Raw genomic sequence first — 14,806 nt, forward strand, 5'->3', positions numbered from 1 at the left:
TTTCGCCGGTAACCGACATGTACGCTGGTGTTGCCATGGGAGGTGCTCCTTGCGGATAAAGTTAGGGTGCCCGGGAGGCGAAATCGCCCGGTGGGTGCCAAAGCTATATCAAGGACCGTGCCAGGCTTTCCAAAGTCCCCGTGATATGGGGGTGAAGCTGCTATTTAGTGCATGTTTCAAGATGTTTCATGCCAATTTAAGGCCAAAAGTGCGCAACTTCTTGCGCAGTGGTGTGCAAGAAGTTGCGCACTTGGCTACAGGCGACGGAACCCGGGGGCTGTAGCGGAATCAGGCGGCGATTTTGCGAAACAAGTGCGCAAGAAGTTGCGCACCATGGCACATGGCTATGTCGGTGCCAGACCTCTCCGTTGCAGAAATGGCCAATCCATCGCCCCTTTTTGCCATTGCGCCACTGGCACGTTGCCCCGCGATTCCTTGAAAGTCCTTATCCAGAGCCCGTCCTGTTTACGCTCGGGCGGCGCGAGCGCGGCAAACCGTCTTATAAATGAAACACCGCCCTCAGCTATACTCCCCCGCAATTTCGATCTGGCCCCGAGGACTGACTGTGAAGAACTGGACGTTGCGCCAACGCATTTTGGCGAGCTTTGCGGTGATTATCGCCATCATGCTGTTGATGGTGGTCGTCTCGTATTCACGGTTGTTGAAGATCGAAGCCGGCGAGCAGAGCGTGCGTCAGGACGCGGTGCCGGGGGTGTATTTCAGCTCGATGATTCGCAGTGCCTGGGTCGACAGCTATCTGCAGACCCAAGAGTTGCTGGGCCTGAAAAAAGGCCAGGGCATCAGTGCCGAAGACGCTGCGGACTTCAAGTCTTTCGAGGCGCGTCTCAATGAGCAGATGGGCAACTACGAAAGCACCGTCACCACTGCTGAAGACCGGGCCGAGTACACCGTGTTCAAGCAGGACGTACTCAACTACAACAAGATTCAGGCGCAGGTGCTCGACCTGCATGTGCGCAACCAGGAGGACGCGGCCGCGAAGTTGTTCAATGAACAACTGACCCCGGCCTGGACCGCCGGCCGCATGAAGCTCAACGACATCATTCGCGAGAACAAGGCCGTTGCCGATGAAGCCATGAACAACATCGACGACGCGGTCGCGGCGGCGAAAGTCAGCATGGGCATCTCCCTGCTGGTGGCCGTGCTGGCCGCCGGTCTGTGCGGTCTTTTGCTGATGCGCGCGATCATGGCCCCGATGAACCTGCTCGTGCGGATTCTCGACACCATGCGCACCGGCGATCTGAGTTCGCGCCTGAACCTGGGCCGCAAGGACGAATTCAACGCCGTGGAAACCGGCTTCAACGACATGATGACCGAGCTCACCTCGCTGGTGTCCCAGGCCCAGCGCTCGTCGGTGCAGGTCACCACGTCGGTGACCGAGATTGCCGCCACCTCCAAACAGCAGCAGGCCACCGCCACCGAAACTGCCGCCACCACCACTGAAATCGGCGCGACGTCCCGCGAGATCGCGGCGACCTCCCGCGACCTCGTACGCACCATGACCGAAGTCTCCACTGCCGCCGATCAGGCCTCGGTGCTCGCCGGTTCCGGCCAACAAGGCCTGGCGCGCATGGAAGACACCATGCACTCGGTGATGGGCGCGGCGGATCTGGTCAACGCCAAACTGGCGATCCTCAACGAGAAGGCCGGCAACATCAATCAGGTCGTCGTGACCATCGTCAAGGTCGCCGACCAGACCAACCTGCTGTCCCTGAACGCCGCGATCGAAGCGGAGAAGGCCGGCGAATACGGTCGCGGTTTTGCCGTGGTCGCCACCGAAGTGCGGCGTCTGGCGGATCAGACGGCTGTTGCGACTTACGACATCGAACAGATGGTCCGCGAGATCCAGTCGGCGGTGTCCGCCGGGGTGATGGGCATGGACAAGTTCTCCGAAGAAGTGCGTCGCGGCATGGCCGAAGTGCAACAGGTCGGCGAGCAGCTGTCGCAGATCATCCATCAGGTGCAGGCGCTGGCGCCGCGAGTGTTGATGGTCAACGAAGGCATGCAGGCCCAGGCCACCGGTGCCGAGCAGATCAACCACGCGCTGGTGCAACTGGGTGATGCCAGCAGCCAGACCGTCGAGTCGTTGCGTCAGGCCAGTTTCGCCATCGACGAACTGAGCCAGGTGGCCGTGGGCCTGCGCAGCGGCGTTTCGCGATTCAAAGTCTGATGAGCGAAATCATCGCCAAACGCAGCGCTGCACCGGTGGCGAAGCAGGCGTTGTTCCTGCTGTTTCGCATCGGCAACGAACGCTACGCTCTGCGCGCCACGGAAGTGGCGGAAGTGCTGCCGCGCCTGCCGCTGAAACCGATTGCCCGGGCGCCGCACTGGGTGGCGGGAGTGTTCGCCTATCGCGGTTCGGTGGTGCCGGTGATCGACCTCAGTGCCCTGACGTTCGGCCAGCCTGCCGAAGCGCGCACCAGCACACGACTGGTGCTGGTGCATTACCGCGCCGACGATTCGCAACCCTCGCAATGGCTCGGGCTGATCCTCGAACAGGCCACCGACACCCTGCGTTGCAACCCGTATGAATTCCAGCCCTACGGCCTCGACAATCGTCAGGCGCCGTACCTCGGTCCGGTGCGTGAAGACGCCCGGGGGCTGGTGCAATGGGTGCGGGTCAACGATTTGCTGGACGAGTCGGTACGCCCGCTGCTGTTCCCGACGCCGCCGCTGGATCCGGCACGGCTTGAGGATCTGCCATGAGCAGCGACCAGCGCTTCTTCGATTTCCTCAAGGAACGCATCGGTCTCGACGTCGCTTCGGTAGGACCGGCAATCATCGAGCGGGCGGTGCGCCAGCGGATCATCCTGGCGCAGATGGTCACGGCCGATGAGTATTGGCAGACGCTGCAAGGCTCGCGGGACGAACAGCAGGCGCTGATCGAGGCGGTGATCGTCCCCGAAACCTGGTTTTTCCGTTACCCGGAATCCTTCGCCACCCTGGGCAAACTGGCGCGCAAACGCCTGGCCGAGCTGAACAACATGCGGGCGCTGCGCATTCTCAGCCTGCCGTGTTCCACCGGTGAAGAACCCTATTCGATTGCCATGGCGTTGCTCGATGCGGGCCTCAAGCCCCATCAGTTCAAGGTCGACGGCATGGACGTCAGCCCGCTCTCGGTGGACAAGGCGCGGCGGGCGTTGTACGGCAAGAACTCGTTTCGCGGTCAGGAACTGGACTTTCGCGAGCGGCATTTTTTCGCCGAGAACGAGGGCTATCGGGTGAATGAAATCGTCCGCGAGCAGGTGCGTCTGCAAGTGGGCAACGTGCTCGAACCCTCATTGCTGGTCAGCGAACCGCCGTTCGATTTCGTGTTCTGCCGCAACCTGTTGATCTATTTCGATCAGCCGACCCAGCAGCAGGTATTTGCCGTGCTCAAGCGCCTGACCCATGTCGATGGTGTGCTGTTCATCGGCCCGGCCGAGGGCAGTCTGCTCGGAAGGCTGGGCATGCGTTCGATCGGGATTCCGCAGTCTTTCGCGTTCAGTCGCCACAGCGAGCCGCAGCCCGAACCGCTGCCGATGCCGGTCGCTCTCCCGACCCCGTTGCCCGTGCGCCAACCGGTACGCGGCACGCCACCGCCGCCGGTGCGCAATCGCCCGTTTGCCGCTGTGACGCCGTTGCCCGCCACCGCCAAAAGCCCGAATCCCGACGCGGCGACTCTGCTGGCCAACATTGCCGCTCTGGCCAACGAAGGCAAAAGCGCCGAGGCCCGTGCCGCGTGCGAACAGTATTTGCGCAGTCATGAACCGGTGGCTCAGGTGTTCTACTGGCTCGGGCTGCTCAGCGACGTCGCTGGCAGCGCCCTCGAAGCCCAGAGCTACTATCGCAAAGCCTTGTACCTCGAACCGCAACACCCCGAAGCCTTGATGCACCTGGCCGCGCTGCTGCAGGCCCAGGGTGACACGGCCGGTGCCAGACGATTGCAGGAGCGCGCCGCCCGCAGCGGCCGCACCGCCGACAGTGAGCGTAAACGATGATCCCGTCCGACACCTTGAACGTCACCCACGAAGACGCCCGGGCCATCGACGATTGCTGGAACCGCATCGGCATCCACGGCGACAAGTCTTGCCCTCTGCTGGAAGAACACATCCATTGCCGCAACTGTTCGGTGTATTCCGCCGCAGCCACGCGCCTGCTCGACCGTTATGCGTTGCAGCAGGACGAACGCGACCCGGTGGCGAGCCAGGTTGAAACCGAGCTGAAAACCCGTTCGCTGCTGATGTTCCGTCTTGGCGAAGAATGGCTCGGCCTGGCCACCCGCAGCCTGGTGGAGGTCGCACCGTTGCAGGCGATTCACTCCTTGCCGCACCAGCGTTCCCGGGCCTTGCTCGGTGTAGCGAACGTGCGCGGAGCGCTGGTGGCGTGCCTGTCGCTGGTCGAACTGCTCGATCTCGACGGTAGCGCCGCCCCGGCGACCGGCGCGCGGATCATGCCGCGCATGCTGATCATCGCCGCCCAGGGTGGGCCGGTGGTGGTGCCGGTGGACGAAGTCGACGGGATTCACGCCATCGACGAACGAATTCTCGATGCCGCGTCGCGTTCCGGGGCGCAGGCCAGTGCCAAATACACCCGAGGCGTGTTGCCTTTCAAAGGTCGCAGCCTGCGTTGGCTGGATGAAGAACAGCTGTTGTCCGCCGTCTCCCGGAGCCTCACATGACCCCCGAGCAAATGCGCGACGCCTCCCTGCTGGAGCTGTTCAGCCTTGAAGCCGAAGCCCAGACCCAGGTCCTGAGTGCCGGGCTGCTGGCGCTGGAACGCAATCCGACCCAGGCCGATCAGCTTGAGTCGTGCATGCGGGCGGCACACTCGCTGAAAGGCGCGGCGCGGATCGTCGGCATCGACAGCGGCGTCAGCGTTGCCCACGTGATGGAAGATTGTCTGGTCAGTGCGCAGGAAGGGCGGCTGTTCCTGCGCCCGGAGCATATCGATGCGCTGTTGCAGGGCACCGATTTGCTGATGCGCATCGCCACCCCGGCCAATGGCCCGCAACCGGCGGACATCGAGGCTTACGTGGCGTTGATGGGTGGTTTGCTCGATCCGGCGGCGCCGGCCGTGGTGGCCGCCGCTCCGAGCGCACCACCGATGGCCGAGTTGCAGCTTCAGCCACCGCCAGTGGTTGAACCGGCACCCGTTGAAATCCCCGTCGAGGTGGCCGAGCCAGAGCCTGCGCCGCGCAAGAGCAAACGCACCACCGAAGGTGGCGAACGGGTGCTGCGGGTCACTGCCGAACGGCTGAACAGCCTGCTCGATCTGTCGAGCAAATCCCTGGTGGAAACCCAGCGCCTCAAACCGCACCTGGCCACCATGCAGCGCCTCAAACGCATGCAGAACAACGGCCTGCGGGCGCTGGAAAGTCTCAACGTGCATCTCAAGGAGCATGCCCTGAGTCTTGAAGCTCAAGAGGCACTGGAAGATGCGCGGCGCCTGCTCGCTGAGTCCCAGCAATTGCTGGCGGAGAAAAACGCCGAGCTTGACGAGTTTGCCTGGCAAGCGAGTCAGCGCGCGCAAGTGCTCTACGACACCGCGCTGGCCTGCCGCATGCGGCCGTTCGCCGACGTGCTGTCGGGCCAGGTGCGGATGGTGCGCGATCTGGGTCGCAGCCTCGGCAAGCAGGTACGGCTGGAGGTCGAGGGCGAGAAAACCCAGGTCGATCGCGATGTGCTGGAAAAACTCGAAGCGCCGCTGACACACCTGCTGCGCAACGCGGTCGATCACGGCATCGAAACACCGGAAGAACGCCTGCTCAAAGGCAAGCCCGAGGAAGGGCTGATCCGACTGCGTGCCTCGCACCAGGCCGGCCTGCTGGTGCTGGAGTTGAGCGATGACGGCAATGGCGTGGATCTGGAAAAGGTCCGTCGCAGCATCGTCGAGCGCCAGCTGTCGCCGGCGGAAACTGCCGCTCAGCTGAGTGAAGAAGAGCTGCTGACGTTCCTGTTCCTGCCGGGATTCAGTCTGCGGGACAAGGTTACCGAGGTGTCCGGTCGGGGCGTCGGCCTCGATGCCGTTCAGCACATGGTCCGCCAGTTGCGCGGCGCGGTGGTGCTGGAGCAGACGGCGGGCGAGGGCAGCCGCTTCCATCTCGAAGTGCCGCTGACCTTGTCGGTGGTGCGCAGTCTGGTGGTGGAAGTCGGCGACGAGGCCTACGCCTTCCCGCTGGCGCATATCGAGCGCATGTGTGATCTGGCGCCGGACGACATCGTGCAGGTCGAAGGCCGCCAGCATTTCTGGCACGAGGGCCGGCATGTCGGTCTGGTTGCGGCCAGCCAGCTGCTGCAGCGTCCGGCGAGCCAGAACAGCGGCGACACGCTGAAGGTCGTGGTGATCCGCGAACGCGATGCGATCTACGGCGTGGCGGTCGAACGCTTCATCGGCGAGCGCACGCTGGTGGTGCTGCCGCTGGACGAGCGGCTGGGCAAGGTGCAGGACATTTCTGCCGGGGCCTTGCTCGACGACGGTTCGGTGGTGTTGATCGTCGACGTCGAAGACATGCTGCGCTCGGTGGACAAGTTGCTGAACACCGGGCGTCTGGAACGCATCGCCCGCCATGGCAATCAGGCCGCAGAAGCCGCGCGCAAACGGATTTTGGTGGTCGACGACTCGCTCACCGTGCGCGAGTTGCAACGCAAGCTGCTGCTCAATCGCGGCTACGACGTGGCCGTCGCGGTGGACGGCATGGACGGCTGGAACGCCCTGCGCTCCGAGGATTTCGATCTGTTGATCACCGACATCGACATGCCGCGCATGGACGGTATCGAACTGGTGACGCTGCTGCGTCGCGACAATCGCCTGCAATCGCTGCCGGTGATGGTGGTGTCCTACAAGGATCGCGAAGAAGACCGCCGCCGTGGACTGGACGCCGGGGCGGACTATTATCTGGCCAAGGCCAGTTTTCATGACGATGCCCTGCTCGACGCAGTGGTTGAGCTCATCGGAGGAGCGCGGGCATGAAGATCGCAATCGTCAACGACATGCCCCTGGCGGTGGAGGCCCTGCGCCGGGCGCTGGCCTTCGAGCCGGCGCATCAGGTGGTGTGGGTCGCCAACAACGGCGCCGAAGCGGTGCGCCTGTGCGCGGAGAACACCCCGGACCTGATCCTGATGGACCTGATCATGCCGGTGATGGATGGCGTCGAGGCCACCCGCCGAATCATGGCCGAGAGCCCCTGCGCCATCGTCATCGTCACGGTCGACCGCCAGCAGAACGTGCACCGGGTGTTCGAAGCCATGGGTCACGGCGCGCTGGACGTTGTCGACACCCCGGCCCTTGGCGCCGGCAATGCCCAGCAGGCGGCCGCGCCACTGTTGCGCAAGATTCTGAATATCGGCTGGCTGATCGGCGAGAAAACTGCTCGCGCCCGCCCGGCACAGACAACGCCGCGCAGTTCCGGGTCGTGCCAGCGGCTGGTGGCGATCGGCTCGTCAGCGGGCGGGCCAGCGGCGCTGGAGGTTTTGCTCAAAGGTCTGCCGCGCAACTTTTCTGCGGCCATCGTGCTGGTGCAGCATGTCGATCAGGTGTTCGCCGCCGGCATGGCCGAATGGCTGGCCAGCGCCAGCGGCCTCGATGTGCGGCTGGCCCGGGAAGGCGAACCGCCGCAGGCCGGCGCGGTGTTGCTGGCCGGCACCAATCATCACATTCGATTGCTCAAGAACGGCACGCTGGCCTACACCGCCGAGCCGGTCAACGAGATCTACCGCCCCTCGATCGACGTGTTTTTTGAAAGCGTCGCCAATTACTGGAACGGTGATGCAGTAGGGGTTTTATTGACCGGGATGGGACGCGACGGGGCTCAAGGGCTTAAGCTCATGCGCCAACAGGGTTACCTGACCATCGCGCAGGATCAGCAAAGCAGTGCGGTGTACGGCATGCCCAAGGCCGCCGCGGCCATCGATGCAGCCGTAGAAATCCGTCCACTGGAAAAGATAGCGCCACGATTGCTGGAGATTTTCCCCAAATGAACGCATTACTCCGCAATCCAGGCCCCCGCAGCACTCAGGTGACCGCCCATGAATGACTTACAGATCGATGACATCAAAACCGACGAGAACGCCGCCATGGTGTTGTTGGTGGACGATCAGGCGATGATCGGCGAAGCCGTGCGCCGCGGGCTGTCGAATGAAGAGAACATCGACTTTCACTTCTGCTCCGACCCGCATCAGGCCGTGGCCCACGCCGTGCGGATCAAGCCGACCGTGATCCTGCAGGATCTGGTGATGCCCGGCCTCGACGGCCTGAGCCTGGTGCGCGAATACCGCAATCACCCCGCGACCAAGGACATTCCGATCATCGTCCTGTCGACCAAGGAAGACCCGCTGATCAAGAGCGCGGCGTTCTCCGCCGGGGCCAACGATTACCTGGTGAAACTGCCGGACAACATCGAACTGGTGGCGCGCATCCGTTATCACTCGCGCTCCTACATGACCCTGCTGCAACGGGACGCGGCCTACCGCGCGTTGCGGGTCAGCCAGCAGCAATTGCTCGACACCAACCTCGTCTTACAGCGGCTGATGAACTCCGACGGCCTGACCGGGCTGTCCAACCGCCGGCATTTCGACGAGTACCTGGAGCTGGAATGGCGCCGCTCGCTGCGTGACCAGAGTCAGTTGTCGTTGCTGATGATCGATGTCGATTACTTCAAGTCCTACAACGACACCTTTGGCCACGTCGAGGGCGATGAAGCCTTGCGCAAGGTCGCCACGGCGATCCGCGAGGCCAGCGCCCGACCGTCCGACCTGCCGGCGCGTTATGGCGGCGAAGAATTTGCGCTGGTGCTGCCCAACACCTCGCCGGGCGGGGCGCGGCTGGTGGCGGAGAAGCTGCGCCAGACCGTGGCGGCGCTGAAGATTCCGCACAATGCTCCGGCCGAAGGGGCGAGCCTGACCATCAGCATCGGCCTGGCAACCATGGTGCCGGAGGCGGGCAGCGACTGCCGGTTGCTGATCTCGGCGGCGGACCGTGGCCTCTACCTGGCCAAGAATAACGGGCGCAACCAGGTCGGCATCGAGTAGATTCCCTGGCCAGGCAAGTTCCCTGTGGGAGCGAGCTTGCTCGCGAAAGCGGCCGTCCAGTCGACATTGATGTTGCCTGACACGCCGACTTCGCGAGCAAGCTCGCTCCCACATTTGAAATGCGTCGAGCCAATGTCAAGTGATTCGTCTCCGAAGCCGCCAGACGGGCTGCCGTGACAGCTTGATTACGTTATACTCGCCGGCTTTCAAAAGTTCGCCAACGAGTGCTGCCCGTCATGGAAATCAACCCGATCCTGAACACCATCAAGGACCTGTCCGAGCGCTCCGAATCTATTCGGGGGTATCTTTGACTACGATCAAAAGCATGAGCGTCTGATCGAAGTCAATCGCGAGCTTGAAGATCCTGCAGTCTGGAACAAACCTGAATACGCCCAGGAACTGGGCCGCGAGCGCTCGGCGCTGGCGCAGATCGTCGACACCCTGGACGAGCTGGCCACCGGCCTGGCCGATTCCCGCGAGCTGCTCGACATGGCCGTCGAAGAGAACGATGAAGGCGCCGTGAACGACGTCGTCGAAGTCCTTCAAGGTCTCGAAGAGTCCCTGGCCAAGCTGGAATTCCGTCGCATGTTCAGCGGCGAGATGGACCCGAACAACGCCTACCTGGACATCCAGGCCGGTTCCGGCGGCACCGAAGCCCAGGACTGGGCCAACATCCTGCTGCGCATGTACCTGCGCTGGGCCGACAAACGCGGTTTCGACGCGACCATCATGGAGCTGTCGGCCGGTGAAGTCGCCGGGATCAAGGGTGCCACCGTGCACATCAAGGGCGAATACGCCTTCGGCTGGCTGCGCACCGAGATCGGCGTGCACCGTCTGGTGCGCAAGAGCCCGTTCGACTCCGGCAACCGTCGCCACACCTCGTTCTCCGCTGTTTTCGTCTCGCCAGAGATCGACGACAAGGTGGAAATCGAAATCAACCCGGCAGACCTGCGGATCGACACCTATCGTTCCTCCGGTGCCGGTGGTCAGCACGTAAACACCACCGACTCGGCCGTACGTATCACCCACGTACCGACCAACACCGTGGTCAGCTGCCAGAACGAACGTTCCCAGCACGCCAACAAGGACACCGCCATGAAAATGCTGCGGGCCAAGTTGTACGAGCAGGAAATGCAGAAGCGCAACGCGGCGTCCCAGGCGCTGGAAGACACCAAGTCGGACATCGGCTGGGGTCACCAGATCCGTTCGTACGTGCTCGATGCCTCGCGGATCAAGGATCTGCGTACCAACATCGAACGCAGCGACTGCGACAAGGTGCTCGACGGCGACATCGACGAATACCTGGAAGCCAGCCTGAAATCGGGGCTGTAAGCTTTCACCCGACCTCAAGTCCCCCGCCATCGGCGGGGGCAACGAACCTGTGATGGAATATTTAAAGACATGAGCGACCAACAACTCGACCCGCAAGCCCTGCAACAGGAAGAAAACTCCCTGATCGCCCTGCGCAAGGAAAAGCTTGCTGCCGAGCGCGCCAAGGGCAATGCCTTCCCGAACGACTTCCGCCGCGACAACTACTGCGAAGCACTGCAGAAACAGTACGCGGACAAGACCAAGGAAGAGCTGGCAGAGGCTGCGATCCCGGTCAAGGTTGCAGGTCGCATCATGCTCAACCGTGGCTCGTTCATGGTGATCCAGGACATGACCGGTCGCATCCAGGTCTACGTCAACCGCAAGACCCTGTCCGAAGAAACCCTGGCCGCGGTGAAAACCTGGGACATGGGCGACATCATCGCCGCCGAAGGCACCCTGGCCCGTTCCGGCAAGGGCGACCTGTACGTCGAGATGACCAGCGTGCGTCTGCTGACCAAATCCCTGCGCCCGCTGCCGGACAAGCACCACGGCCTGACCGACACCGAACAGCGCTACCGTCAGCGTTACGTTGACCTGATCGTCAACGAAGACGTGCGCCAGACCTTCCGCGTGCGTTCGCAAGTGATCGCGCACATCCGCAGCTTCCTGATGAAGCGCGACTTCCTCGAAGTCGAAACGCCGATGCTGCAGACCATTCCTGGCGGCGCCGCGGCCAAGCCGTTCGAAACCCACCACAACGCGCTGGACATGGAAATGTTCCTGCGTATCGCGCCAGAGCTGTACCTGAAGCGTCTGGTGGTTGGCGGTTTCGAGAAAGTGTTCGAGATCAACCGCAACTTCCGTAACGAAGGCGTTTCGACTCGTCACAACCCTGAATTCACCATGTTGGAGTTCTACCAGGCTTACGCCGACTACGAAGACAACATGGACCTGACCGAAGAGCTGTTCCGTGAACTGGCGCAGCTGGTTCTGGGCAGCACCGACGTGCCGTACGGCGATAAGGTGTTCCACTTCGGCGAGCCGTTCGTGCGCCTGTCGGTGTTCGACTCGATCCTCAAGTACAACCCTGAGCTGACCGCCGATGACCTGAACGACATCGACAAGGCGCGCGACATCGCCAAGAAGGCCGGCGCCAAGGTGCTGGGCTTCGAAGGTCTGGGCAAGCTGCAGGTGATGATTTTCGAAGAGCTGGTCGAGCACAAGCTGGAACAGCCGCACTTCATTACCCAGTACCCGTTCGAAGTGTCGCCGCTGGCCCGGCGCAACGACGACAACCCGAACGTCACCGATCGCTTCGAGCTGTTCATCGGCGGCCGTGAAATCGCCAACGCCTACTCCGAGCTGAACGACGCGGAAGACCAGGCCGAGCGCTTCATGGCGCAGGTGGCCGACAAGGACGCCGGCGATGACGAAGCCATGCACTACGACGCCGACTTCGTTCGCGCGCTGGAGTACGGCATGCCGCCAACGGCCGGTGAAGGTATCGGTATCGACCGTCTGGTGATGTTGCTGACCAACTCGCCGTCGATCCGCGACGTGATCCTGTTCCCGCACATGCGGCCGCAAGCGTAAGTGTTTCAATAAAAAAGCCGCCTGAAATGGGCGGCTTTTTATTGCCTGTCTGGTACAAACGTATCAAATGGTTACTTTTGAAAAAAACAATAGAGGAAGTCCTGTCGTGATCGGTGCAATGGCTCAAGAGGGTGCAGCGGGTATCGCCACTGCGGTCGCTGAAAGTGTTCAGTACCAGGGCCGCAAGGCCAGCCGACAGGGCAGCGAGCAGCGTCGGCAGGACATTCTCGATGCGGCGATGCGCATTGTCGTGCGCGACGGCGTGCGCGCCGTGCGCCACCGTGCGGTGGCGGCCGAGGCCGGTGTGCCGCTGTCGGCCACCACCTATTACTTCAAGGACATCGATGACCTGCTCACCGATACCTTCGCCCAATACGTCGAACGCAGCGCGGCCTACATGGCCAAGCTGTGGATCAACAACGAAGGCCTGCTGCGCGAAATGGTGGTCAGCGGCGACGGCAGCCCGGAGTCGCGCTCGCAACTGGCTGACGACATCGCCCGGTTGATGGCCGACTACGTGCACCGGCAACTGGTCAACCGCCGCGAGCATTTGATGGCCGAACAGGCGTTCCGTCAGGAAGCGCTGCTCAACCCGCGTCTGGCGGAACTGGTACGTTCCCATCAGCAGATTCTGTTGCAGGGCACCTGCCAGTTGTTCCAGGTGCTGGGCTCGCGCGAGCCGCAGCAGGATGCCAAGGTGTTGACGGCGATTATCGGACGGATGGAATATCAGGGCCTGCTCAACGACGCCGAGCCTTTGGCCGAAGAGGACATGCTCGGCATTCTGACGCGCTATATGCATCTGGTGCTTGCGTCGGTCTGATAGCCGATGGAGGTCCCTTGTGGGAGCGGGCTTGCTCCGGGCGGCGATCCGACGAATACGGTGGGTCAGTCAACTGAAGTGTTGAATGTGAAACCGCTTTCGTCGGATCGCCGCCCGGAGCAAGCCCGCTCCCACAGGGGAAGGTGTTTCAGGTTCTAGGGAGTGTTGAATGAAAGCCTGGCGTGGCGCGTTGATCGCGCTGTCGTTCCTGCTGCTCAGCGGTTGTCTGGTGACCTTCAAGGATCCGCTGCCCGCCCGTGAGCCGGCGCCCAGAGGCCTGCTCGGCGAATGGGCGAGCACCAATGCCTGGGGCGAGCCGATGAACCTGGAACTCACGCGCCTGGGCAATGACCGCTATCAGGCGGTCACCTGGTTCAAGGCCCGTCCCCATGAGCGGGAAGCTTATCCGTTCACTGTGTCGCGTCATGGCAACCGCTGGTATCTGTCGGCGAAGGTGCCGGCGCAATATGGCGGGTACTTCACCATCGCCGGTTTCGAGATCACCGACAAGCATGAACTGGTGATCTACAACCTCGATCTCGAACAGATCAACCAGGCCATCGCCCAGAAAAGCCTCGACGGCCAGGGCTTCCAGACCGATGACGGTCAGGGCGTGCAGGTCGACAGTCCGCTGGAAAAGGTCTTTGCTTACCTCGACGACCCGGCCAACTCGGACGTTTTCGTCGAAGCGGCGCGCTACCAGCATCAGGCCAAGGCCAAATAATTCAGTTCGTCACGTTTTCTACAGGAGTTTCGGGTGGACGATTACCAGCAGACGATACGCACGCTGTCCGATCGCATTGTGCTGGCGCAGACGCCGATTCGCGTCCTTGACGCAGTCAAGTGGGACGAGAACATCCGCAAGGGGTTTCTCAAGGCCAAGGGCAAGGAATTGCCGGCGGTGGATCGCGATTACTACCTCAACCGGCCACTGTCTTTTGACTCAAGCAAGGTCAAGCTGGAATTCCAGAACATCGAACGGGACATCACCCGCCAGCTCGGCCAGTTCAACCCGGTCGGCCAGATCATGCGGCGCATGTGCAAGGAATACCGGATGGTGGTGCGCATGCTCGAAGCGCGCGGCACCGAAGATTTCGGCCTGATTTCCCAGGAACTGTATGGCGCTGCGTCCGATGCGTTCCACGCCGGTGACCCGACCCTGGCCGACCTCGGCCTGATGATGTCGGACTACCTGAACAATATCGACGGCCGTGGCGACCTGAAGGACGAACCGAAGATCCTCACCGCGAAGGACGCCGTGCACTTGCTGCAAACCCGCCTGAACAAGGTGTTCGGCGAGGCCGAGGAAACCATCCGCGTGTTCGAGTCCGACGGCATCGTCGCCGACGCGGCGGCAGGCGCCGACTACATCAAGATCCGCACCGACGCGATGTTCAACGACCGCGACGTGCGCGCGCTGGAAGTCCACGAAGGCCTGGTGCACGTCGGCACCACGCTCAACGGCTTGAACCAGCCAATCTGCACCTTCCTGTCCAAGGGCCCGCCCTCGTCGACGGTGACTCAGGAAGGTCTGGCGATCCTGATGGAAATCATCACCTTCGCCTCCTACCCGAGCCGCCTGCGCAAACTGACCAACCGCACCCGCGCCATTCATATGGTGGAGGAGGGCGCGGACTTCCTGCAGATTTTCGAGTTCTTCCGCGAGCAGGGCTTCGAAATGGCGGAAAGCTACGGCAACGCCAGTCGGGTTTTCCGTGGATCGACGCCGACCGGTCTGCCATTCACCAAAGACTTGTCCTACCTCAAGGGCTTCATCATGGTTTACAACTACATTCAGTTGGCCGTGCGCAAGGGCAAGCTCGAGCAGGTTCCGCTGCTGTTCTGCGGCAAGACCACGCTGGAGGACATGCGAACCCTGCGGCAACTGGTGGATGAAGGCCTGGTGGTGCCGCCCAAGTATCTGCCGGATCAGTTCCGTGACATGAATGCGTTGTCGGCGTGGATGTGCTTCTCCAACTTCCTCAACCACTTGAGCCTGGACCGGATCGAGGCCGATTACTCCAACATCCTGTAGGCCCATTGATCATTCCCG

The 14,806-nt window shown here is 62.3% G+C and carries 12 protein-coding genes; all 12 read left to right on the forward strand.

Features of this window, described 5'->3' with window-relative positions:
• Nucleotides 1–565 precede the first annotated feature (565 nt).
• Nucleotides 566–2,188 (forward strand): methyl-accepting chemotaxis protein, encoded by a 1,623-nt coding sequence (locus CAG02_RS08405; RefSeq protein ID WP_085712799.1) that lies wholly within the window; start codon nucleotides 566–568, stop codon nucleotides 2,186–2,188.
• Nucleotides 2,188–2,724: a chemotaxis protein CheW gene (locus CAG02_RS08410; protein ID WP_085712800.1), complete on the forward strand. Its 537-nt coding sequence runs from the start codon at nucleotides 2,188–2,190 to the stop codon at nucleotides 2,722–2,724. The genes CAG02_RS08405 and CAG02_RS08410 overlap by 1 nt, the downstream gene beginning before the upstream one ends.
• Entirely contained in the window at nucleotides 2,721–3,998 is a 1,278-nt protein-coding gene (locus CAG02_RS08415) for a protein-glutamate O-methyltransferase CheR (RefSeq protein ID WP_085712801.1), read from the forward strand. The genes CAG02_RS08410 and CAG02_RS08415 overlap by 4 nt, the downstream gene beginning before the upstream one ends.
• Nucleotides 3,995–4,678 (forward strand): chemotaxis protein CheW, encoded by a 684-nt coding sequence (locus CAG02_RS08420; protein ID WP_085712802.1) that lies wholly within the window; start codon nucleotides 3,995–3,997, stop codon nucleotides 4,676–4,678. Before CAG02_RS08415 ends, CAG02_RS08420 begins: the two co-directional genes overlap by 4 nt.
• The gene (locus CAG02_RS08425) at nucleotides 4,675–6,969 is read left to right on the forward strand and encodes a hybrid sensor histidine kinase/response regulator (protein WP_085712803.1); all 2,295 of its coding nucleotides are present in this window, start codon (nucleotides 4,675–4,677) and stop codon (nucleotides 6,967–6,969) included. The genes CAG02_RS08420 and CAG02_RS08425 overlap by 4 nt, the downstream gene beginning before the upstream one ends.
• Nucleotides 6,966–7,976 (forward strand): chemotaxis response regulator protein-glutamate methylesterase, encoded by a 1,011-nt coding sequence (locus tag CAG02_RS08430; RefSeq protein ID WP_085712804.1) that lies wholly within the window; start codon nucleotides 6,966–6,968, stop codon nucleotides 7,974–7,976. The genes CAG02_RS08425 and CAG02_RS08430 overlap by 4 nt, the downstream gene beginning before the upstream one ends.
• A 48-nt stretch (nucleotides 7,977–8,024) precedes the next feature.
• Entirely contained in the window at nucleotides 8,025–9,026 is a 1,002-nt protein-coding gene (locus tag CAG02_RS08435; RefSeq protein WP_085712805.1) for a PleD family two-component system response regulator, read from the forward strand.
• Nucleotides 9,027–9,262: 236 nt separating this feature from the next.
• Nucleotides 9,263–10,358 (forward strand): peptide chain release factor 2 gene (prfB, locus tag CAG02_RS29490; RefSeq protein ID WP_114881547.1). Its coding sequence is split into 2 segments (ribosomal slippage): nucleotides 9,263–9,334 and nucleotides 9,336–10,358, totalling 1,095 coding nucleotides; the frame shifts between segments, so codons are not numbered across the junction.
• A 69-nt stretch (nucleotides 10,359–10,427) separates the two neighbouring features.
• The gene (lysS, locus tag CAG02_RS08440) at nucleotides 10,428–11,930 is read left to right on the forward strand and encodes a lysine--tRNA ligase (protein WP_085712806.1); all 1,503 of its coding nucleotides are present in this window, start codon (nucleotides 10,428–10,430) and stop codon (nucleotides 11,928–11,930) included.
• 118 nt (nucleotides 11,931–12,048) lie between these two features.
• The gene (locus CAG02_RS08445) at nucleotides 12,049–12,753 is read left to right on the forward strand and encodes a TetR/AcrR family transcriptional regulator (protein WP_011332647.1); all 705 of its coding nucleotides are present in this window, start codon (nucleotides 12,049–12,051) and stop codon (nucleotides 12,751–12,753) included.
• A 169-nt stretch (nucleotides 12,754–12,922) separates the two neighbouring features.
• Nucleotides 12,923–13,477 (forward strand): hypothetical protein, encoded by a 555-nt coding sequence (locus CAG02_RS08450; protein ID WP_085712807.1) that lies wholly within the window; start codon nucleotides 12,923–12,925, stop codon nucleotides 13,475–13,477.
• A 33-nt stretch (nucleotides 13,478–13,510) separates the two neighbouring features.
• Nucleotides 13,511–14,788: a flavohemoglobin expression-modulating QEGLA motif protein gene (locus CAG02_RS08455; protein ID WP_085712808.1), complete on the forward strand. Its 1,278-nt coding sequence runs from the start codon at nucleotides 13,511–13,513 to the stop codon at nucleotides 14,786–14,788.
• The last annotated feature ends 18 nt before the right edge of the window (nucleotides 14,789–14,806 follow it).

It is taken from the genome of Pseudomonas sp. R43(2017) (assembly GCF_002112345.1).
Lineage (GTDB): Bacteria > Pseudomonadota > Gammaproteobacteria > Pseudomonadales > Pseudomonadaceae > Aquipseudomonas > Aquipseudomonas kribbensis.

Bases quoted from the DNA above. Each gene is read 5' to 3' on its own strand.
- CAG02_RS08430 (WP_085712804.1), top strand. From the start codon at position 6,966: ATGAAGATCGCAATCGTCAACGACATGCCCCTGGCGGTGGAGGCCCTG.
- CAG02_RS08410 (WP_085712800.1), top strand. From the start codon at position 2,188: ATGAGCGAAATCATCGCCAAACGCAGCGCTGCACCGGTGGCGAAGCAG.
- CAG02_RS08420 (WP_085712802.1), top strand. From the start codon at position 3,995: ATGATCCCGTCCGACACCTTGAACGTCACCCACGAAGACGCCCGGGCC.
- lysS (WP_085712806.1), top strand. From the start codon at position 10,428: ATGAGCGACCAACAACTCGACCCGCAAGCCCTGCAACAGGAAGAAAAC.
- CAG02_RS08415 (WP_085712801.1), top strand. From the start codon at position 2,721: ATGAGCAGCGACCAGCGCTTCTTCGATTTCCTCAAGGAACGCATCGGT.
- CAG02_RS08435 (WP_085712805.1), top strand. From the start codon at position 8,025: ATGAATGACTTACAGATCGATGACATCAAAACCGACGAGAACGCCGCC.
- CAG02_RS08425 (WP_085712803.1), top strand. From the start codon at position 4,675: ATGACCCCCGAGCAAATGCGCGACGCCTCCCTGCTGGAGCTGTTCAGC.
- CAG02_RS08445 (WP_011332647.1), top strand. From the start codon at position 12,049: ATGGCTCAAGAGGGTGCAGCGGGTATCGCCACTGCGGTCGCTGAAAGT.
- CAG02_RS08450 (WP_085712807.1), top strand. From the start codon at position 12,923: ATGAAAGCCTGGCGTGGCGCGTTGATCGCGCTGTCGTTCCTGCTGCTC.